The following is a 21301-nucleotide window of genomic DNA, read 5'->3' as shown; positions in this document are numbered from 1 at the left end:
CCGATCCGAGCGGCTTGGTTTGGGGACATTCCCGCCGATTGCAGCGATAACCCGAACGACAGTTCTAGGCAGAAGCCGACGTTCAGGCGCAGTCTTCGTTGGAAACGATGCCGCTGATCAAATCATCAAGGCGGTTCAGCCGCTCGTTCCATTCCTGACGGTGATAGTCGATCCAATCCTGCAACGGCGCGAGCCCGGCAGGATCGAATTGACAGGTGCGCACCCGTCCAAGCTTGGTCGAGCTGGCGAGCTTGGCTTCCTCAAGAACTGCAAGGTGCTGGCCTATCGCTGTCTTGCTGATCGCCAGTACCGCAGCAAGTTCCGAAACGCTCGCGGGCTGCTCCGCAAGATGACTCACCATGCGACGGCGATTGGCGTCACCCAGCGCATGAAACAGAAGGTCGGCCCTCGACGAGCGGACAGTCTCTACGGCAGGCTGCATCATGCGGGGTGCAGTTCCGAAGCCATCGTGTCGAGCAGGAAGTCCCACCCCATCCGGCGCATTGCCGGGCCGTCGGCGCCTTCGAAATAGACGGCCTGGTGCGTCAGCAAGACCTCGCTCTTGTCGCCGAGCGGCGCAATTTCCACGGTGACCACGGCAGCAGATACGCGGGCCTGATCGACGTCGAGCGTTTGGAAGAACACGATCCGAGCGTTATCGACGATCTCAGCATAGGTTGAGGTCCAGCACAGCTCCCTTCCCGCGATAGGAGTGCCTGGCAGCATCCTGGCGGTGAGCTTCTCCTCACCGCCCGGACGAAAGTCGAAGCTGTAGGACAATGGCTCGTGTCCGGGACTGGCGGCGTACCACCTGCTCTTGCGGTCCTGAAAAGCGAAGGCGCCAAAAATCGCGGGCGGAGCGGCATCGCAGGTTTTGCGGATTTTGAAGGTATCGTGTGTGATGGTCATCGACTCGCTCCTCAGTGAAGCTTTGACTTCACTAATTTTCAAAAGCCTTTTGGTCAAGTCTGTACTTCACTATTGCGCCCGCGACTGTTGGATCGGCGATGGCCACGGGAGTACCGAGGCGTCACCGGCACTTATTGATCGCGTTTTTGCCGACAACGCGAACGCCGTTCGTTGAAAATGGCAGATGGTGCCAAATGGCGCGCACTTAGGGCGCCTTGCTGTCAGACGGATACCCGCCGACCCATTTGCAGATTCCGGCAGAAGCTGCCGTCGAACGCCCGACTTGCTAACGGTGCATTTTCGTCGAGCGCTGCCTTGCCTATCCCCCCTTCCCGCAAGACCTATAAATCGCCATTCGCCCCACCCTTCCCGCTCCCCGACTTCGGACGCTCGTTCATCGTCGCGAATGATCAACTTCCCACCCCAGACATCCTCGGACGAACGTCGCGACCTGGTCGAAAGCGGACGTTAGGAAGGCTGTTCTAAGCGTTTTTGAACAATGCCGCGAAGGAGGCTGCACATAAAGTCAGAGCCGCAAAGGAAAGAAATTCTACCAACCCGCTTTTTGTGCTCCGTAATCGGTGATGAAGAAGAGCTACTGGAAACCAAGCCAGATAAATAATAACCGCAACAATGAACCATCCAGATCTGAAATTATTAGTGGCTATACCGGCCGTATGCGGCAGAAGTAAAAGCATATACAGAAAAGATACTGCGACAACGCTTAAGCGCGAGAGCCAGCCGAGTCTTTGTATCAGCACACGCCCCTCCTCTAGAAGCGCACTTTAGCGAAACGAGCGACGTCCGCAAATGGGCGTTCCGGACTGCCAGCCCTCCGCACGTCGGGGTGTCTACAAGCGAGAGTAAGTCCCCCGCCCCGACAGCCAAGGTATCACCTATGCGCTACCCCGGATCGTCGCTACCCCCGTACCCACGAGCAGCGAAATTCGAGGAGCGTGTGATGCGTCATCATACTTTATCGACGGTGATCGCAGTTGCCATGTTAAGTTCTACCTCAGGCTCCGCGAGCCCGGTGCAGGGTGTTGTTTCAGGCATCTATGAACTGGACACTGTGCGGAGTGACAATGCTTTCAAAGTAATCGACAGCGGCACCGCCACCATTTCCGACGACAAGCGCCCTCGCATTCGGATGAGGCTCCGCAAGTCCATCGCGGTAAATAGGATTAGAATTTCTACCGCAGGAGGTCGGGTCGGGCTCGCCTATGATGCCAAAACACCCATCGTAGTTTGGATAGGCGGAGATCCGGTCACCTGGAAACTCGTCGCAGAGCTTGTTTTCGATGTATCGGTAGAAGCTGACGGTGGAACCGTCGCTCTGAAATTTCGCGGCGACGACAGCGAGCGAACCTCAAAATATCATAGTGTCGGCCAGGATTTGGTAGAGAATACAACGATCACCAGTCCACTGATTTCTACACCAATCGTCTATAAACAGGTCTTTAGGAATATCAGAAGACACGTTCCAAGACCAAACCTTCAGGTGACAAGCCGTCGAGCGAGCATCATCCCGTAGATGCCGATGCCGTTCGAGATGGTCTGACTAACCTCTAATTTTCAGCGCGCTACGACTATGAACGGACGGCAGCAAATGGGTGGAACTGCCCGGCAGCGCGGGGCTGATAGGACCCACAAGCGGTCGTCCAAAGCGTTCGTTCCACCTCCCGACTTCCGACATTCGTTCATCTCGATCCGGCATGATAGGATCGCTCAATCGTCGGACCAGCCCGTATCGCCCCCGATCGGCATGCCCGGCGGAATCGTCGGCACCGCACGACGTTTGTCGAGTTCGCGCGTTAGTCGGTCCTCGTCGGTCAGGAGCAGCGCGACGTGGCGGCTCCAGGCGCCATCCTCGTCGCTGCCGGCCTTCGCGAGTCGCGTCGCGATCCCGCGCAGCCGATCGCCGAGCAGCGCCGCGACGTCGGGCGACGTCGCATCGTCGCGGGCCGTGGCGGCCAGCGTCATGATCGTGCGATAGGCGATCCGGCGGCCGACCGCGTCACGCCGTGCCGTGACGGTGGCGGCGATCAGCCGGTCGAGCAGCGTGTCGACGCCGGGCATTCCCGGGTCGCGGCGATGCTGTTCGTACACCCGCGCAAGCCGCGCCGGCGCCAGCAGCGAATCCAGCGTCACCTGCGCGGCGACATCGGCGGCGACCAGCGGGTCGAACGCGGCGGCGCCCGCATTGCGGAACACCTCCTGGTCGAACTGTACGTCGCTGCGCCCGTTCATCGGCGACGACAGGGGCATCACCAGCGTCGCGGGCACGGTCAGCACATCCGGCGAAAGCGTCGCCAGCAAGGCGGCGATCGCCGCGTCCTGCGTGGCGGCGGCAACCGGCGCGGCGGCCGGATGATTGTCGCCCGCGACCGCATAGGCATAGTCGATCCCGCCGACCAGCTTGCCCACCGCGTCGATATCGTAGCGATGCAGCAGCCATACCGGCACGAACTTGCGCCGCAGATCGGACAGCGCCTCGCCCCCGCGCAAGACGCCGGGCCCGAACTGCGCGATCGCGATGCGGCGAACCGCCATCATATGGTTGAGCGAGGCGACCGGATCGGGGCCGTCATCCCACATGCTGCCCCAGGGGCTCGGCGTATCGGACGCGCGGCCGTCGATGTCGGTGATGAAGCGGACGCCCTTCGCCTGGATCGCGAGCGCCTTGGCCCGCGCAGCCACGTCCGGATTGGTACCGGGCGCGGCATCGGCATACAGCCAGTCGACGGTGAAATCGTCCCACACCCCCCCGCCCTTCGCATAGGCGTCCGACAGGTCGATGCGGCCATCGGTCAGCTTGATACGCGGTCCGGGATAATCCATCACCGTCGTCCGGTCCTGCGTGCTCCCCGCGAAATTGTGCATGAAGCCGATCGCATGACCGACCTCATGCGCGCCGAGTTGGCGGATCCTGTCGAGCGACGCCCTGACCGGATCATTGCCGCTGCCGCTGTTGGTCTGCGCGGCGCCGACCAGCCCCTCGAAGATCGCCATATCCTGCCGCACGCGCAGCGCGCCGATCACGACATTGCCCTTGATGATCTCGCCGGTCCGCGGATCCACGATGCCGCCGCCATAGGACCAGCCGCGCGTCAGCCGGTTCGACCAGTTGACCATGCTGTACCGCACGTCGAGCGGATCGGCGCCGACGGGCAGGATCTCCGCCCGGAACGCGTCGATCAGCCCGGCCTTGTCGAACGCCGTCGCCCAGTAATTGACGCCTTCCAGCAACGCGGTGCGGATCGGCTCGGGCGCGGCGCGGTCGATATAGAAGACGATCGGCTTCTTGACGCGGGAGCGGGCGGCGGCCGGATCGACCTTTTCCAGCCGGAACCGGTTGGCGAACTGCTGGACGACATCCTCGCCCAGCGGCGTCCCATAGTCGTAATATTGGTTACCCCCCGCCGCCGACCGGATGTCGAACTTGCGCGAGACGAAGCCGGGCGCAGGCAGCCGGACGAAGCTGTGGTGGACGGTGAAACCGATCTGCCGCGGCTCGGCGGCGATCCGCTCGACCTCGCGGCCCGGCGTGTCGGTTTGATAGGTCTGCAGCGCGTCGACCTCGATATTGTCGGGGAAGACCTTCACCGAGCCGGCATCCGCGACGCTGAGCGGATCGACCAGGCGGAACCCCTTACCCGCCGCCGATCCGCCGCCCGCGCCGGCCATCGCCCAGCTCGCGTTCAACGACTCGGCGATCCCCACCGTGTCGCGCGTCAGGAACGGGGCGATGTCGACCGTCACGCCGCCATCGGCTTCGGTCGCGACGATGTCGAGCATCGCCATGATGCTCGTCGGAAAGCTGGTGCGCCCGCCCGCCGCGACGCCGTCGTCACCGGTCGCGCGGAACTGGTGGTTTTCGAACGTCACCGCGACCTTCTTGCCGATCCGCCGAAATGCGACGATGTGTTCGGGCCCCAACATCCCGCGGTCGAGCCGCAGATTGGCCGAGCCGATACCCGTCCGGAGCGAGGTCGCGTAGAGGAACCGTCCCGACGCCCCGTCCGCATCGGCGGCGGGCAGCGTGACGAGGATACGTCCCTCGGCCGGCAACGCCCTGACCGGCAGCAGCGCCGCCTGCGTCGCCGCCCGCGCGACCTGCTGCGCCGCGACGGGTCCGCCGCCGCTCGCTGCGGCCACCAGCCCGACCGTCGTACCCCAGATGATCCCGCGCATCGCCTCGTCCCCCAATTGCTGCCATGCAGCAAACTAGCATGATCCAGGTTGCGGTATCCGGCGATATTGCGCAGTTTCGAAGCCTGGGTGACGAAATTCGGCAATAATCGGGGTGAATGATGCACGAAACCGAAAACAATCTTGTCGATCCTACCGATTACCGGCTTCTGCGCGAATTAATCCGCGATGGCCGCGCATCCGACGTGATGCTGGGCGAGCGCATCCATCTCTCGAGCACCGCGACCGCGCGGCGTCGCAAAATCCTGGAGGAAAACGGCGTCGTCGCGGGCTACACCGCGAAGCTCGACATGGCGAAGCTGGGGTTCAGCATTACCGCGATGGTGTCGATCGAACTCAGTTCGCAGGCCGAACATGTGCTGAACGAATTCGAATCCGCGGTAATCCTGTGTCCGTCGATGTCGTTCTGCAGCTTCGTGTCGGGCGAAGTCGACTTCATCATGATCGTCCATGTCCGGTCGTTCGAGGACTACGACCGTGTCTATCGCCGCGAACTGTCGATGCTGCCGCATGTCGCCCGGATCCGCAGCAGCTTCCTGATGCGCGAGGTCGCGCAGCGCTCGGTCGCACCGGCGGCGGTCAACGATCAAAGGTGACGTTCAACGCGCCGATATCACAACTTAATAATATCAGGCACGCCGTAAAGCATCAATGGTTGCTCAAAACGTTGTCGATTCCGCAAAAGTAACATAGATTTCATCTCCAGATTGCGAGGAAGCGGCAGGCGGGATCTGATAGGCTCCGGGTCGGAACAGGACCGGGATACCCGGCCATCGAGTCCAACAGGCAGGAACCAGCGAAAAATATAAACGAGGGGATATCTGGACGGCACCCGATCACCTGAAGGGGGCTCTCCATGACTGTTCTGTATGGCGCCGACGTTGGCGCCTTCTCGATGCGCGTCCGGCCGACTGCCCGCTTGAAATCCGCCAGCCTCGTCAGCGTGGGCGTGCTGGCGCTGTGCCTCGCCACGCAGACTGCGTCCGCCCGGACAGTTGCGGGCCCGCCCGATACGGCGCTCCAGACCGAACGTGGCCCGGCCAAGTCCGCCCCGACGGATCAGGAGACGACGAACGTCCCGGGCGGCAAGCCCGAACTCGCGACCGATCCCGTCACCGGCGACGTCGTACCCGGGGACGACACCATCGTCGTCACGGGATCGCGGATCGAACGCGACGGCTACAGCGCCCCCACCCCCGTCAGCGTCATCACGGCCAAGGAACTCAAGGCGGAAGCGCCCGCCAACATCTCCGATTTCGTCAACACGCTGCCCGCGGTGCGCGGCAGCGGTACCTCGGCCAGCAGCAACGGCTCGCTCAGCAACGGCGCCGCCGGCATCAACTCGGTCAATCTGCGCAACCTCGGCGCGAACCGCACGCTCGTGCTCTTCGACGGCCAGCGCTCGGTCGCCTCGACCACCACCGGCCAGGTCGACGTCAACACCTTCCCCCAGGCGCTGATCGAGCGTGTCGAAGTCGTGACCGGCGGCGCCTCGTCCGCCTATGGCTCGGACGCGGTGTCGGGTGTGATCAACTTCATTCTCGACCGCGACTATACCGGTTTCAAGATGGAGTATGAGCACGGCGTCACCACCTATGGCGACGCGCCGAACCACAAGGTGACGGCGACCGGCGGCAAGGCGTTCGCGGACGGGCGCGGCCATCTGATCGTGTCGGGCGAGCATTTCTCGCAAGAGGGCATCCAGACGATCGACCGCGACTGGAACGACAGCGGCTATTTCCTTGCCAACAATCCTGCCTATTCGGCGGCACGGTGCACCGATGCCGCATCGCTGAACACGCCCTGCGTCAATGAATTCCTGATCGCATCGGGCATCGGCACGGGCCAGTTCACGCCGGGCGGGCTTGTCAGCACCGGCCCGTTGCGCGGCACCTATTTCGGTTCGGTCGATCCCGCGACCGGCAAGGCGAGCGTCAACCAGCTGAACTTCGGCGCCACCAGCGGCCAGTGGATGGTCGGCGGCGACACCGACATCACCACCGCCGGGCATCGCAGCAGCGCGACGTTGCAGCCCGAGGAAAAGCGCAGCAGCGTGTTCGGCCGGCTGAGCTACGAGGTCTCGCCGCTGGTCGAACTCTACGGCCAGTTCTCGTACAGCAACTATCGCGGCCAGAGCTATTATCAGCAGACGCCGACCACCGGCGTGACGATCCAGCGCGACAACGCCTATCTGCCCGATGCGACGCGCGCGGCGATGGCGGCGAACAACCTCAGCTCGATCCAGATCGGCACCAGCAACATCTTCCTGCCGCCGCAGGGCAGCGACAATGAGCGGCAGGTGTTCCGCTACGTCGCCGGCGCCGACGGGGCCTTCTCGACCGGCACGATCGATTGGAAATGGGGCGGCTATTATCAGCTCGGCAAGACGAAGACGAACGAGCGGCTGACCAACGCCTGGAACGTCTCGCGGATGGCGGCGGCGACCGACGCGGTCGTCGCGGTAGCGGGCAACAGCGGCGGATACGCTCCCGGCACAATCGTGTGCCGGATCAATGTCGATGCGAATGCGGGCAACAACGACCCGTCCTGCGCGCCGCTCAACCGGCTCGGCACCAACGGCGCCTCGCCCGAGGCGATCGCCTATGTCCTCTACAATGGCCGCCAGCCGCTGCGCAAACAGACGCTGAAGCAGGAAGTCGCGGCGATCAACTTTTCGACCAACAGCCTGGTCGATCTGTGGGCAGGCCCGATCTCGGTGGCGTTCGGCGCGGAGTCCCGCAAGGAATCGGTCACCGGATCGGTCGACCAGCTCTACCAGCCGATCGTCGCCAACGGCGTCACCACCGGCACTTGGATCTACGGCAACTACCTGCCGACCAGGGGCCGGTACACCGTCAAGGAAGCCTATCTCGAATCGGTCATCCCGATCTTCAAGGGCATGGATTTCAACGGTGCGTTCCGCTTCACCGACTACTCCACATCGGGCACCGTCGAGACGTGGAAGACCGGCCTGACCTGGCAGGTCATCCCGGACATCAAGCTGCGCGGCACGATCTCGCGCGATATCCGTGCGCCCAATCTCAGCGAGCTGTTCGCGCCCGGTACCGGTCGCACCAACACCGTCAACGTGCCGCAGGTCAACGGCAGCATTGCGGCCAACCAGTTCAACGAATCCACCGTCGGCAATCCCGACCTGCGCCCCGAAATCGCCAAGACCTATGGCGCAGGCGTGGTCCTCACGCCGACCTTCCTGCCGGGCTTCGCCGCCTCGGTGGACTATTACGACATCAAGCTCGACGGGGCGATCGACTCGCTGCTCGCGCAGACGATCGTCGACCAATGCTATCAGCAGGCGATTGCCGATGCGTGTTCGTTCATTTCGACCACCGGCGGCCGCGGCGTCACGACCCTGGGCCTGCCGGTGACCAGCATAGAGGTGAAGCCGACCAACTTCGTCAGCGTCAAGACGCGCGGCATCGATATCGAATCCAGCTATCGCCGGCAGGTCGGTCCCGGCACGATGACGCTGCGCGCACTGGCCAGCTACGCGTTCGAACTGACCAGCAACAACGGCGTCACCGCGACCACCGATCTGGCCGGCCAGAACACCGGTGGCCTGCCCGACTGGACCTATCGTTTCACCGCTGGCTACGATCTCGATTCCGGGTTCAGCGTCCAGGGCATCGCCCGCGGCGTCAGCGGCGGGGTCTACAACAACAACTACGTCGTCTGCTCCACCGACTGCCCGCTCTCGACCGCCGATTACCGCACGGTCAACATGAACCGGATCGACGGGCAGTTCTTCTACGACGTCAACGCAAGCTACGCGTTCGAGACCGGCGGCGCGAAGGCACAGGTCTTCCTGTCGATCCGCAACATTTTGAACAGCGATCCGGTGCTCGTCGCCAATGGGCCGACCGGCAACAACACCCCCGCTTATCCGCAGACCAACCGCGCGCTCTACGACGTGCTCGGCCGCGTGTTCCGGATGGGCGTGCGCATCGGGCTCTGAGGGCACGCGCCCTCTCCCACCCCTACGACATCACCGTTCAGGAGATAAAGACATGGCCGATACCCGCCCAATGCTCGCCGCGCTGATCGCCGCCGCCCTGTGCAGCACCGCCGCTGCCGCCGAACCTGCCCCGATCCAGGCCTCCCCCGCCGCCGCAGGCATCGATCGCGACGCCTTGAAGAAACAGGCGGTCACCGATGTCGAGGCGCACGCCAAGCTGATCCAGCAGATGGTCGATTCCCTCTTCAGTTTCGCCGAACCGGGCTTTCAGGAATTCCAGACGATGGAATATCTGACCGGCATCCTGAAGAAGGAGGGCTTCACCATCACCCGCGGCGTCGCCGGCATCCCCACCGCCTGGACCGCGACCTGGGGCACCGGCGGACCGCTGGTCGCGCTCGGCAGCGACGTCGACGGACTGCTCGGCCTGTCGCAATATCCCGGCTCGCCGACGCTGAAACCGATGATCGCGGGCGCACCGGGCCATGGCGAAGGGCATAATTCGGGCATGCCGATGATGATCGCCGCCGCGATCGCGGCAAAGGACGTGATGGTGAAGAACCGGATCCCCGGCCGGCTGATGCTGTGGCCCGGGGTCGCCGAGGAACTGCTCGCGACCAAGGCCTGGTATGTCCGCGAAGGCCTGTTCAAGGGCGTGGACATGTCGATCTTCGCGCATGTCAGCAGCGATTTCAGCACCGGCTGGGGCAATAGCGGCAACAACGCGCTGGTGTCCGCCGAATACACTTTCCACGGCAAGACCGCACATGCGGCGGGGATGCCGTGGGAAGGGCGCAGCGCGCTCGACGGGGTCGAGGTGATGGACGTCGCCTGGAACATGCGCCGCGAGCACCTGCCCGTCACGCAGCGCTCGCACTACGTCATCACCAATGGCGGCGGGCAGCCCAACATCGTCCCCGACCTCGCCAGCGTCTGGTATTATTTCCGCGACCTCGATTTCGGCAGCGTCCGCGATCTCTACACGACCGGCAACGAGATCGCCGATGCGGCCGCCAGGGCGACCGGCACCACCGTCGAACACAAGCTGCTCGGCTATGCCGCGCCCAATTACGGCAACAAGCCGCTGGCGGAGGCCGCCTATGCCAATATCAGCGCGGTCGGCATGCCGAGCTGGAGCGCAGACGACCAGGCCTTCGCCAGGACGGTGCAGCAGACCAACAAGCGAACCGTCAAGCCGCTGCCCACCACGGTCGCCGAACTGTCGACGCCGGCCAACCGCGAACGCTCGCTGGGCGGCGGATCGGACGATATCGGCGATATCATGTGGACCGTGCCGACGATCACCGTGCGCTATCCCTCCAACATCCCCAGCATGATCGGCCACAACGTGCTGTCGGCGATCGCGATGGCCACGCCGATCGCGCACAAGGGCGCGGTGGCGGGCGCCAAGGCAGTGTCGATGACCGTGCTCGACATCATGACGACGCCGCAGCTCGTCACCGACGCCAAGGCGTTCCAGCAGACCGTGCAGTTCAAGGACCAGAAATACGACCCCGTCGTCACCGCCAACGACCCGCCCGCCATCCACCTAAACACGGAGATCATGGAGCGGATGCGCCCGGCGATGAGGAAATTCTACTACGACCCGGCCAAATACCCGACCTATCTCGATCAGCTCGGCATCAAATATCCGGCGCTGGCAGCTGCGGCGCCGACGTCCGACTGACGACCGTTACTAGGCTCGGGGCGATGGTGACGGCGCAAGCTGCTCTGTCACCATCGTCTTCCCAATGAGCAGACACCGCCGCGCGATGTTGGGCCGCCACGTATTCTACCAGATCCTCGCCGCGTCAAATGCATGCCTTGCCACGTCGATCGCACGCGTGGCCAAGTTGCCCGACGACACAGCCTGAAGGGACGGACAGGCGTCGGCGGGAATCCTGCCGGACGGACGGGTCCAGACGCCTGCCGAGGAGCGATTTCGTCGTCTTACCTGAGGGGGCCGTTCTCGGCGGCGTGCGCCTCCTCGCGAGAGCTTCCAGATGACCCATAACCGGTCATTCAAAGCGCCCTTCCCCATTCCCAATTTTGGCCATTCGGTCATCGCCGCGCCAGAGCTCTGCGGCCCTATTTCATCGTGGCCGCGCCGTCGTCAAGGCGGGTTGACGAACCGCCAGCCGAGCGTCGTGTCCTTCGAATTTCAACTGTCAGAATTGAGCTCGGCAATGATCTTGCCCGCTTCGGCGAAGGCGGTATTTGCCGCGGGCACGCCCGCATAGATGGCCGATTGCATCAGCACTTCCTTGAGTTCCTCACGGGTGAAGCCGTCACGCATCAATCCGGTGCGAACGTGAAGCGCGAACTCCTCCCAACGACCGAGTGCTATGGTGATCGCGAGCACGATGAACCTACGGCTGCGGTCATCGAGACCCGGTCGGCCCCAAATTTCATTCCAGGCGATCCGGGTGATCATCGCCTGGAAATCGGCGGTGAAGTCAGTCCGCCCGGCCAGCGACGCGTCGACCCACGCATCGCCGAGTACCCGGCGCCGGTTGAGCAGCCCCGCCTCGAACAATGTGTTTGCGGCATCGTGGGTATCGGCCGGTTTCAGGAAATCGCGAAGCGTTACTGCAAGCACCGCGGGTGTCTCAATTGGTGCGAGATGTGCGGCATCGAGATGCACCACCCGTGCGCCGGGAACCGCTGCCACGATGCGTTCGCCATGGCCCGCAAACGGCGTCGAGATATCACGATCGCCCGCGACGACGAGCGTCGGCATATCGATCGCCGGCAACCGCTCGATCAGCGCCATATCACGGATCGCTGCACCGCAACCCGCATAGCCGGCATCGGCCATCGCGATCAGCCCCTGCCGCACGCTTTCGGCCGCGCCACCGTGCGTCGCCACGAAGCGCGGCGACAGGAACCGGCCCATGGCCATATCGGCGACAGCCGCCGTACCCTCTGCGCGTACGACCTCGATCCGGTCACGCCATGCGCCAGCGTCCATCGTCGCCGACGTGCAGACGAGCGCGAGCGCGGTAATTCGCGTCGGGTACGCCAGTGCCAGTTCCATTGCGATCATTCCGCCGAGCGACACGCCGGCAACGGCCGCGGTCTGTACCCCCGCAGCGTCCATCACTGCGACGACATCGTCGGCCAGCATCGCGAGGCTATAGTCACCATCAGGTGCGTCTGATGCGCCGTGCCCGCGCGTGTCGATCCGCAGGAGCCGGAAGGCGGGCAGCAAATGCGGGACGCTGGTCTCCCACAACGCCATGTCCGTGCCGATCGAATTAAGCAGGACGAGCACGGGCAGGTCGGAGGCTCCGTCGAGCTTCCAGTAAAGGCGCACGTCGTCACGGATTGCGAATGGCATGAAGTTATCCTTCGTCTCTGGCGACAAGCGCGCGGACAATGGCCCCGCTTTCGCCGATATCGGTACCGATATCGGCATCGCACAGGTTGCGCGCGATCGCGTCTTCGTCGATCTCCAAACCTTCGGCGACGCTAGCCATTGCATCGGCCGCGCCGGCCGCGAGCAGGAACAGGTCCGCGAGTACCGGTCCCTCCGCCTGCCAGCCGCCAAGCCCGCGCTCTTCCTCCTGCGGCAGTCCGACAAGCAGGGTCGCGGCCAAACCCGGTACACGGAGCGCTGCCGACAGCGCGATCTGGCAACCGGTCGGGTTGCGCTTGTGCGCCATGGCCGATGATCCACCGCGACCTGCAACGGCCGGTTCACGCGCCTCCCCAACAGTGTTTTGCGACAAGAGCGCTATGTCGCGCGCCATCTTGCCGATTGCGCCAGTCGCTATGGCCAGGCTCGTGCCGATGGCGGCAATGCCGATGCGGCGCGCATGCCATGGCTCGCTGACCGCCAGGCCGAGATCGCTGGCCATGATCGATGCAATGGCCAGACCCGCGCCATCGAGCCCCGCCCGCGCACCCGCGGCGCCTCCAAGCTGAATTCGCGCATGGTCCTCGACGTCGCGCCGCAGCCGCTGAGCAGCATCGGCGACGCTGGCCGCCCAGTGCGCGATCCGCAGACCGAACGCGACGGGTAACGCATCCTGCAACAACGTGCGGCCTACCGCCGGTGTCTCAGCGTGACGCAGGGCCAAACGACCAAGCGCATCGACGATGCGGTCGAGGTCCAGGAGTACCAGGTCGGTCGCTCTCCGCGTCTGCATCATCAATACGGTATCGGCGACATCCTGGCTGGTCGCACCCTTATGGACCGCTTTCCTAGCATCACCATCCAATGCGGCACGTAAGCGCGTGACGAGGGGTATCGCCAACGTGCCAGCCAGCGCCGCTTCCTCGGCCAATGTCGCAGAATTGATCGGCACCGTCATGCAGGCGTCGACAATTGCCACCGCCAGCTCGTACGAGATCACTCCTTCCGCCGCCTGCGCTTTCGCCAAAGCGCCTTCGAATGCGAGTGCGTGAGCGATGGTGGCGTCGTCGTCGAAGACGGCCAGCATCGAAGGGGTCGTTGCAGGCCGCATGCGGAGGCGATCAGTCATCCGCCATCATACCGCAAAGAATACTGTTTCGGCATCGCCTTGCAACCGGATGTCGAACCACCAACGCCCGCCGTCTCGCCGGTTAGCCACCAGCGTATTGCGACGGTCTGCCGGAACCGCGGTGAGCACCGGATCCTCGTCATTGCCTTCGCCATCAGCGAAATACAGCCGCGTCGCGAGCCGTTTGATGATACCCCGCGCGAACACCGACACTGCCAGATGGGGTGCCTGCAGCGTGTTGCCGGGTCCCGGCACGCGCCCCGGTCGAATGGTGCGAAACCGGTAGATCCCGTCCTGATCAACAGACGCGCGGCCGAAGCCAATGAAGTGGGGGTCGATCGGCACCGTCTCTCGTCGATCATCAATGCTCATATAACGCCCCGCGGCATTGGCTTGCCAAATCTCGATCATCGCATCGAGGATCGGCACGCCCTTCGCGTCGAACACCTGCCCCGCGATCTCGATCACCTCCCCCTCGGGCGTGCCGGTCGGTGACGACAGGTTGAGCAAATAGTGCTCTTCGCCGAACAGGTCCGTACGGGCGCCCATGTCCGACTTGCCGATGAGATCGGCGCCGCCTTTCCATGGCAGGCCGTAATGGAAGAAGGGTCCGACGGTCTGCCACGGGGTCTGCCCGAAAATCGCCGGATCCTGGTTATCCATCCGCGGTGGCGCCTCTCGGTCCTCGACGGCGATTCCCGGGGCGATCCCCGGGGCGATCTCAATGGTCATGGTCGACATCCTCGAACGGCGTCTCGTCGCGCCCCTTCAGCACGATGTCGAACAGATAGCCAAGCGCCCAGGCGGGCTTCGTGCTCTTGATATCAAAGCGGCCGACCATCCGCTGGCGGGCGGGCATCGGTATGGCGTTGGCGATCGGATCGATCTCGACCAGCGGATCGTCCGGGAAATACATCTGCGTCACCAGCCGCGTCGCAAACGCAGGGCCCAGCAGCGACAGGTGAATGTGCGCCGGCCGCCAGGCATTCTTGTGATTGCCCCACGGATAGGCACCGGGCCGTATCGTGACATAGCTGTATTGCCCGTCGGCATCGGTGACGACCCGCCCGGCCCCGGTGAAGTTCGGGTCGAGCGGTGCGTCCCAAGTGTCTCCGGAATGAATATAGCGGCCCGCCGCATTGGCCTGCCAGATCTCGATGACGGTGTTGGCCACCGGGCGTGCGCGATCGTCGAGCACGCGCCCGGAGACGATGATCCGCTGACCTTGCGGTACGCCCGGATGTTGCGCTGTAAGATCAATTCCCGAGGGCCCTACCATCAGGCGGTCCCACGCGCTGGGACCGGTCGTCTCGGTCAGTGTCGGTGGGATCGCGATCAGAGGCTGGCGCGGGCTGCGATCGATGCTCGAGCGATAGTCGGGATGCAGCGAGGGCGACAGCCCCGCCTCGTCCGGCGAATAGGCGATCACGCCGCGCTCTCCTGCGCGAAGGCGGGCGCGTCGAATGCCGCACCCGTCTTCGTCCGCACCTCCTCCAGCGTCACGCCCGGCGCCAGTTCCACCAGCGTCAGGCCGCCCGCCTGCTTGTCGCAGGCGAGCACGCACAGGTCGGTAATGATCAGGTCGACCACCCCCTTGCCGGTGAGCGGCAGCGTACACGCCTCCAGGATCTTGGGTTCACCCGCCTTGTTGGCGTGATCCATCACCACCACGACCTTACGGACACCGGCGACCAGGTCCATCGCGCCCCCCATCCCCTTCACCATCTTGCCGGGGATCGTCCAGTTGGCGATGTCGCCGTTGGCGGCGACCTCCATCGCACCAAGCACCGCCATATCGATATGCCCGCCGCGGATCATCGCAAAGCTGTCGGCGCTGGAGAAGAAGCTCGACGTCGGCAGCGCGGTGATCGTTTGCTTGCCCGCGTTGATCAGGTCGGGATCGGCCTCGCCCTCGAAGGGGAATGGTCCCATGCCCAGCATGCCGTTTTCCGACTGCAGCGTGACGTTCACGCCGTCCGGAATATAGTTCGCGACCAGCGTCGGAATGCCGATGCCAAGATTGACGTAGAAGCCGTCGTGCAATTCGTGCGCCGCGCGCGCGGCCATCTGCTCCCTGGTCCAGCCTTTGGTTTGGTCGGCCATCATGTCGTCTCCCGGTGGCGCTCGGTAAGCTTCTCGATGCGCTTCTCGTTGATCGTGGACAGGACGATGCGGTCGACATAGATGCCGGGAACGTGGATGCAGTCGGGATCGAACGCGCCTGCCTCGACGATCTCCTCGACCTCTACCACCGTGACCGCGCCCGCGGTCGCCATGTTCGGGTTGAAGTTGCGCGCGGTCTTGCGGAACATCAGATTGCCGGCCGGGTCGGCACGCCACGCCTTAATGATCGACAGGTCTGCCTTTAGCCACGTCTCCCGCACATAGTCCTCGCCGTCGAAGGTCTCGACCGGCTTACCTTTCGCGACGATCGTGCCGACGCCAGTCTTCGTATAGAACGCCGGTATACCCGCACCGCCCGCGCGGATACGCTCGGCAAGCGTCCCCTGCGGCGTCAGTTCGAGTTCCAGCTCACCGCTGAGATATTGCTGCTCGAACAGCTTGTTCTCACCGACATAGGACGAGATCATCTTTGCAATCTGGCGACTTTCCAGCAGCATCCACAGGCCGAACCCGTCCGCCCCCGCATTGTTGGAAATGACGGTCAATCCCGTCACCCCGGCCGCTCGAATCTCAGGGATCAGACTTTCGGGGTTGCCCGACAGCCCGAAGCCGCCCGACATGACCGTCATGCCGTCGAACAGTACGCCTTCGAGCGCGTTCGCAGGGCTGTCGTAGATCTTGCTCTTCATGCTGCCCCCAGGGGAAGTCCGACATAATTCTCCGCGAGCGACCGCTGCGCCGCCTCGGAGCCGCGAATGTAATCGAGTTCGGCGATCTGGATCCGGCGATCGAATCCGTCCATCGCCGGAAACCGGTGCGTGACGGACGTAAACCACCACGAGAACCGCTCGGCCTTCCAGACCCGGGCTAGCGCGCGCGCCGAGTAGCCGTCGATGCCGGCGTCCGATCGATCCTTGTATTTCTCGACCAGTGCCTCGGCGAGCATCGTCACGTCCGATACCGCCAGGTTCATGCCCTTCGCCCCGGTTGGCGGGACGATATGCGCTGCATCGCCTGCAAGGAACAATCTTCCCCACCGCATCGGCTCGCTGACGAACGATCGCAGAGGCGCGATAGCCTTCTCGAACGACGGCCCCCGCGTCACCTTCGCACCGACTTCAGGGCCGAGGCGCAAGCATAATTCATCCCAGAACCGGCGGTCAGACCAGTTGGCGATGTCATCGTTGAGCGCGCACTGCACATAATAGCGGCTGCGCGTGGTCGAACGCATCGATGCGAGTGCGAAACCGCGTTCATGGTTCGCATAGATAAGTTCGTGATCGACCGGCGGCACGTCGGCGAGAATGCCAAGCCATCCAAAGGGATAGGCCCGCTCGAACGTCTTGATCACGTCCGCCGGGATCGCGCCGCGACTTACGCCGTGATAGCCATCGCAGCCGACGATGTAATCGCAGTCGAGCCGCTGCTCACGGCCGTGCAGCGACCAGGTTACCGCGGGACGCGCGCCCTCCAGATCATGCAGTGCGACATCGCTCGCGTTCCAGACGATCGACAGGCCGCGTGATTCCGCCGCGTCAAACAGGTCGCGCATCACCTCCTGCTGACCATAGACGGTGACTGTGGAACCACCGGTCAGCGCTGCCATGTCGATATGGAACATCCGGCCATCAAGCGACAAATTCGTGCCACCGTGAACGAGGCCTTCCCGGCCCAGCCTGTCGGCCAGTCCGAGCTGACGCATCAGATCCGTCGTGACCTGTTCAAGCACGCCTGCGCGGACACGCCCTTCGACATACGCGCGGTCCCGCCGTTCGACGACGACGGTGTCGATGCCCTGCAAGCGGAGAAGATGCGCGAGAAACATGCCGGCGGGGCCGGCGCCGATGATGGCAATCTGGGTACGCATGCCTGTCGATCCTGTCGTCGGGCCCCGTCAGGCGGCCAGCGAGATGGTCTTCACGCACCGCGTCGTCGGTACGAACGGCAGGTACGAGATCCGCATCCGTTCCGCGAGTTCCAGCCGATGCTCGCCTGCCGACAGTCCACCGTCCTTCAGCACCGTCACCGTGGCGACCTCGCCGAAATTCCAGCGGTCGCCATGCTCGTTCTCCATCTCGTCGAGCGTCCAGGTGCGGCCGCGCAGCGTCAACCGCACCGCTTCCCGCGGTATCGCTTCGCCGTCCAGCGTCACTGCGACGTCTTCGACCATCGAGAGGCCCAGGCCCCGGTAATAGGGCAGTCTTGCGCCGAACGAGAAGCCGATAGCCGCGCCGTTTTCCGCGACGTTTGCGATGGTGTCTTCGCAGATCATGTGTTGATCAAACATCGTATCTACCTTCAGGCTGCGCGTGCGGAGGAATTGGTCGTGGCGACGGGCTCGTCGATCAACCGGGCAAGCATCGCCTGCTGGCGGCGGACCTGCTCGACGGACTCGACCGGATGAGCGTCTTCGATCCAGCGATTGCCTTCGTATTCGGAGCAGATGTAGCCGGAGTATCCGCCTTGCTTGAGAACCTGGACGATCTCGTCATAGGGGATCGACGGTTCCACAAGGTCCTCGGTCATCTCGTAGAACTTGCCGTGGACGTTGTGGATGCGTCCCATGAAATCGAGCATGCGCTTGGGTTCGTAGGCTGCGTTGTGACGCAGCGTCTCGGCCATCGCCATCGCGGCCCCCTCGCCACCCATCTCGCGCACGTTCATCACTATGTATTCACTAAGCGTACGGTCCTCATATGCCTTTTCGATGTAATCGGCGATGTGACGCGGCGCGCCGTTACGGATGAAGCGCTCCTTCCAGACGGGCGGGAAGCGATGCAGGAACATGCCCATGTCGGGCAGGAAACCCAGCGCGTCGCTGCCCGATTTCTCGTACGCCTCGGCATGCCGGACGATCCAGGGATGATCGAAGTGCAGAGGCGCGTGCACCTCGAGGAGGATCTTGATGCCCTTCTCCTCGGCATGAGGCGCACTGGCAACAAGCACCTCAGGCGACACCGAGACCAGCGACCTGACGAAGCGCATACCGAGCGCCGCGGCGAAATCGATATCGCGCTTCATGCTGGCGACCTGCTCGTCAAGCGCCATGACGCGGCCGTTGTAGCGCTTGTAGTCGAGCATCGCATCATGCGCGACGGGCACTGTCCCGTACTTCGTCATCAGGGCATGCCAGTCGGTGATCTTGTTCTCCGGAACGGGCTGTTCGGGCCACCCCCAGAATGTCTGTTCGCCGATGACCTCGATTCCGGTCGCGCCCATTTCCGTGCAGGTCCGGATACAGTCCTCTAAGGTCATCTTGCCGAGGAACGTCTCGTTCTGGAAGCTGTAGAGGCTGACGCCTCGCTTTATAGTTCCGGTCATGCTGGATCTCGTTTCAGTCTAAAGGGTCAGGCCGTGGCGGCGGTAAGGGCTGATGGCGTGCGACGGCTGGCGACGAAGGCGATCAGCGCAACGACGATGCCGAGAACCCCCATCGCGAGGAAAGCCGATTGCATCGTGCCGAAGGCGTCGTTGAGCTTGTGAACGAACCAGGGACTGGAGAACTGGCCGAAGAAGAAGCAGGCGGTCCAGATACCCATCCCGCGGCCGCGATGTTCGAAGGTGAGCTTCGAGCTGGCCCAGGCGATCAGAACCGGGACCGCCATGCCGACGCCGGTCTGCTGGATCACCAACCCGGCAATCATCCAGCGATAGTCGACCGCCAAGCCGATACCCGCTAGTCCTAGGCCGACCAGCAGGAACAGCGTACCGATCTGCACCGCATTGGAGCGGCCGCTCATCAGTCTGAAGATGACCGAGCCGAGCACGACGAAGAGGCTGGGGATCGCGGTCAACTGACCAAGCCGGGCGCCGTCCTGTACGCCCACTTCGCGGAATGCGAGGCCGCCGTTGATGATGAAGACGTAGTAGAGTGCCGAGGCCAGCAGGGTCACGCCGCCGATCAGTGCAATCACAGCCCATGGGAACGGCGTAGTGACCTCGGGCGCAGCGACGATCTCCTTGACGGTCGCGCCATCCTTCTTTGGCTCGAACAGAAAGGCGAGCATCGCGAGGAAAATCGGAAAGGCGACCAGGTAGACGAGGAAGATCCCGTTCCACCGCACGCCGCTGGCTGCACCCGACAACAAGATGACGCCCGATGCCATCAGCGGCCCGGCGAGGCCTTGCAACAACAGCCAGTCGCGGCGCCCGCGGTCATCCCAGTAATCGCCGAGCAGCGTGTTGACGATCGTCAGAATCGCCGCCTCCGCAACCCCGAGCAGCAGTCGCGAAGCGAACACGGCGTTCAGGCTATCGAGAAAGAAAGGTGCAGTGCCGAAAATGCCGTAGAAGAACGTCGCCCAGATCAGCAGAGGCCGCCGCCCGAACTTGTCGATGAAGAAGCCTGCAAACGGCGCGATCAATGCGATGGTCAGGCCAGGCGCCGACACCATCAGCGGCACCTTCCACCGTGCGTCGGGGTCGGCCGAGAAATGGTCGATGATCGACGGAACCGCCGGAAACATCGATACGATGGCGAAGATCGGCAGGAAAGCCGCCGTGACGATGGTGATGCCCTGAGGCACCATCGTTAACCGTCGTATCGAATCCAGTATCGAACGCATTCCGCCTCTCCCGCCATGTTTCGCCACGGCTTTAATAGAACTAGCATTCTAGTTATTGATCGGGCTGTCAAGCCTGTACGACCCGCTGGTCGATCGCACCGAACAGCGGCGTTCCGTCTCTGGCGCGTGCCTCCATGCGGACCCGGTCACCGAACGTCATGAAGCCGGTGGTCGCGGTGCCGGTATCGACGATCTCGATACCGCGTCGCTCCGCGATGCAGGACGAACCGACGTCCCGGAAATTCGCGTTGGAGACGGTGCCCGATCCTATGATTGTCCCCGCCGGCAACCGTCGGGTAGCAGCGGCATGTGCAATCAGCTGAGCGAAACTCCACGCCATCGCCCCGCCTTGCGCGCGTCCGAACGAGCGGCCGTTCCAATCGACTTCGAGTGTCAGATCCACGCCGCCTTCGGCCCATGCCGTTCCGAGCACGTCGGGCGTCAGCGCGACCGGCGCCATGCTGCACGCCGGCTTGGCTTGTATCCAGCCGAACCCGGTCTTCATTTCGGGGCCTGCCAGCGCGCGCAACGACCAGTCGTTGATCTGGACGACGAGCCGGATCGCTCTTGCACACTCCTCGACCGGTGTACCGACCGCGACATTGCCGAGAACGACCCCGAACTCGCCCTCGAAATCGATGCCGTGCGAAAGGTCGGGAAATGCGACATTCTCGTGACCAGACAGGAAATGGTCGGACAGTCCCTGATACATCAGAGGCCGCCCGGTTATCTCCGGAACGATACCTAGGACCTGATCCATCAGTTCGCCGTGCGACGGGTAGGCGGACCCGTCCAGCCATTGCCAGGCGCGTGGCAGTGGTGCCATCGCGGCAGACGGATCGAAAGCTTCCCCCTGCCCTGCTTCCACTCGCTGCTGAGCCGCACGGCACACGGGAATTAGATAATCCCAATCGTCGAGCAGCACCTGAAGCGTAGCGACGCCTTCCACCAGCAGCGCTCTGGCGTGGTCGATCGAGACGACGGCCAGCCTGCCGTCGCGGCTGCCGTCATTCAGAGTCGCAAACCGCATC

At 63.5% G+C, this 21301-nt stretch carries 18 protein-coding genes; 4 read left to right on the top strand and 14 right to left on the bottom strand.

Annotated features, from left to right (window positions below; translation table 11 throughout):
• Nucleotides 1-82: 82 nt before the first annotated feature.
• Together J3A66_RS00435 and J3A66_RS00430 are read right to left on the bottom strand one after the other, a co-directional pair.
• The gene (locus J3A66_RS00435; RefSeq protein WP_209566508.1) at nucleotides 83-445 is read right to left on the bottom strand and encodes a metalloregulator ArsR/SmtB family transcription factor; all 363 of its coding nucleotides are present in this window, start codon (nucleotides 443-445) and stop codon (nucleotides 83-85) included.
• Nucleotides 442-909, bottom strand: a complete 468-nt coding sequence (locus tag J3A66_RS00430) for an SRPBCC domain-containing protein (protein WP_209566507.1) — start codon at nucleotides 907-909, stop codon at nucleotides 442-444. Before J3A66_RS00430 ends, J3A66_RS00435 begins: the two co-directional genes overlap by 4 nt.
• A gap of 961 nt (nucleotides 910-1870) precedes the next feature.
• On the opposite strand from J3A66_RS00430, the gene J3A66_RS00425 reads away from it, so the two are divergent.
• Entirely contained in the window at nucleotides 1871-2443 is a 573-nt protein-coding gene (locus J3A66_RS00425) for a hypothetical protein (protein ID WP_209566506.1), read from the top strand.
• 194 nt (nucleotides 2444-2637) lie between these two features.
• Here J3A66_RS00425 and J3A66_RS00420 read toward each other — a convergent pair whose 3' ends face one another.
• Nucleotides 2638-5103 carry a zinc-dependent metalloprotease gene (locus J3A66_RS00420; protein ID WP_209566505.1) on the bottom strand — a complete coding sequence of 822 codons (2466 nt, stop codon included), beginning with the start codon at nucleotides 5101-5103 and terminating at the stop codon, nucleotides 2638-2640.
• Between the two features lie 119 nt (nucleotides 5104-5222).
• Between J3A66_RS00420 and J3A66_RS00415 the strand changes: the two genes are divergently transcribed.
• From J3A66_RS00415 to J3A66_RS00405, 3 genes are all read left to right on the top strand, one after another.
• The gene (locus J3A66_RS00415) at nucleotides 5223-5717 is read left to right on the top strand and encodes an Lrp/AsnC family transcriptional regulator (protein WP_031441456.1); all 495 of its coding nucleotides are present in this window, start codon (nucleotides 5223-5225) and stop codon (nucleotides 5715-5717) included.
• Nucleotides 5718-5977: 260 nt separating this feature from the next.
• Nucleotides 5978-9094, top strand: a complete 3117-nt coding sequence (locus tag J3A66_RS00410) for a TonB-dependent receptor (protein ID WP_245336641.1) — start codon at nucleotides 5978-5980, stop codon at nucleotides 9092-9094.
• 52 nt (nucleotides 9095-9146) lie between these two features.
• The gene (locus J3A66_RS00405; RefSeq protein WP_245336640.1) at nucleotides 9147-10781 is read left to right on the top strand and encodes an amidohydrolase; all 1635 of its coding nucleotides are present in this window, start codon (nucleotides 9147-9149) and stop codon (nucleotides 10779-10781) included.
• 474 nt (nucleotides 10782-11255) lie between these two features.
• On the opposite strand, the gene pcaD is transcribed toward J3A66_RS00405, so the two are convergent.
• The 11 genes from pcaD to J3A66_RS00350 are packed head-to-tail and all read right to left on the bottom strand — an operon-like array spanning nucleotide 11256 to nucleotide 21300.
• Nucleotides 11256-12434, bottom strand: coding sequence for a 3-oxoadipate enol-lactonase (gene pcaD, locus J3A66_RS00400; RefSeq protein WP_209566504.1), 1179 nt, complete (start codon nucleotides 12432-12434; stop codon nucleotides 11256-11258).
• A 4-nt stretch (nucleotides 12435-12438) separates the two neighbouring features.
• Nucleotides 12439-13539, bottom strand: a complete 1101-nt coding sequence (locus J3A66_RS00395) for a lyase family protein (RefSeq protein WP_245336639.1) — start codon at nucleotides 13537-13539, stop codon at nucleotides 12439-12441.
• 48 nt (nucleotides 13540-13587) lie between these two features.
• Nucleotides 13588-14313: a protocatechuate 3,4-dioxygenase subunit alpha gene (gene pcaG, locus J3A66_RS00390; RefSeq protein WP_209566502.1), complete on the bottom strand. Its 726-nt coding sequence runs from the start codon at nucleotides 14311-14313 to the stop codon at nucleotides 13588-13590.
• Nucleotides 14303-15010 carry a protocatechuate 3,4-dioxygenase subunit beta gene (pcaH, locus tag J3A66_RS00385; protein WP_209566501.1) on the bottom strand — a complete coding sequence of 236 codons (708 nt, stop codon included), beginning with the start codon at nucleotides 15008-15010 and terminating at the stop codon, nucleotides 14303-14305. The genes pcaG and pcaH overlap by 11 nt, the downstream gene beginning before the upstream one ends.
• Nucleotides 15007-15687: a 3-oxoacid CoA-transferase subunit B gene (locus J3A66_RS00380; RefSeq protein ID WP_209566500.1), complete on the bottom strand. Its 681-nt coding sequence runs from the start codon at nucleotides 15685-15687 to the stop codon at nucleotides 15007-15009. The genes pcaH and J3A66_RS00380 overlap by 4 nt, the downstream gene beginning before the upstream one ends.
• On the bottom strand, nucleotides 15684-16394 hold the full coding sequence (locus J3A66_RS00375) for a CoA transferase subunit A (protein ID WP_209566499.1): 711 nt from the start codon (nucleotides 16392-16394) through the stop codon (nucleotides 15684-15686). The genes J3A66_RS00380 and J3A66_RS00375 overlap by 4 nt, the downstream gene beginning before the upstream one ends.
• Entirely contained in the window at nucleotides 16391-17572 is a 1182-nt protein-coding gene (gene pobA / locus J3A66_RS00370) for a 4-hydroxybenzoate 3-monooxygenase (protein WP_209566498.1), read from the bottom strand. Before pobA ends, J3A66_RS00375 begins: the two co-directional genes overlap by 4 nt.
• 27 nt (nucleotides 17573-17599) lie before the next feature.
• Nucleotides 17600-17992, bottom strand: a complete 393-nt coding sequence (locus J3A66_RS00365; RefSeq protein ID WP_209566497.1) for a DUF6379 domain-containing protein — start codon at nucleotides 17990-17992, stop codon at nucleotides 17600-17602.
• 11 nt (nucleotides 17993-18003) lie between these two features.
• The gene (locus tag J3A66_RS00360) at nucleotides 18004-19026 is read right to left on the bottom strand and encodes a TIM barrel protein (RefSeq protein WP_209566496.1); all 1023 of its coding nucleotides are present in this window, start codon (nucleotides 19024-19026) and stop codon (nucleotides 18004-18006) included.
• A 26-nt stretch (nucleotides 19027-19052) separates the two neighbouring features.
• Nucleotides 19053-20297, bottom strand: a complete 1245-nt coding sequence (locus tag J3A66_RS00355) for an MFS transporter (protein ID WP_348633959.1) — start codon at nucleotides 20295-20297, stop codon at nucleotides 19053-19055.
• Between the two features lie 40 nt (nucleotides 20298-20337).
• On the bottom strand, nucleotides 20338-21300 hold the full coding sequence (locus J3A66_RS00350) for a fumarylacetoacetate hydrolase family protein (RefSeq protein ID WP_209566495.1): 963 nt from the start codon (nucleotides 21298-21300) through the stop codon (nucleotides 20338-20340).
• Nucleotide 21301: the final 1 nt, after the last annotated feature.

Origin of the sequence: Sphingomonas sp. PvP018 (assembly GCF_017876865.1) — a bacterium.
GTDB classification, from domain to species: Bacteria; Pseudomonadota; Alphaproteobacteria; order Sphingomonadales; family Sphingomonadaceae; genus Sphingomonas; species Sphingomonas aerolata.
Note: the sequence above shows the minus strand (reverse complement) of the source record. Positions and strands in the feature narration are given on the sequence as shown.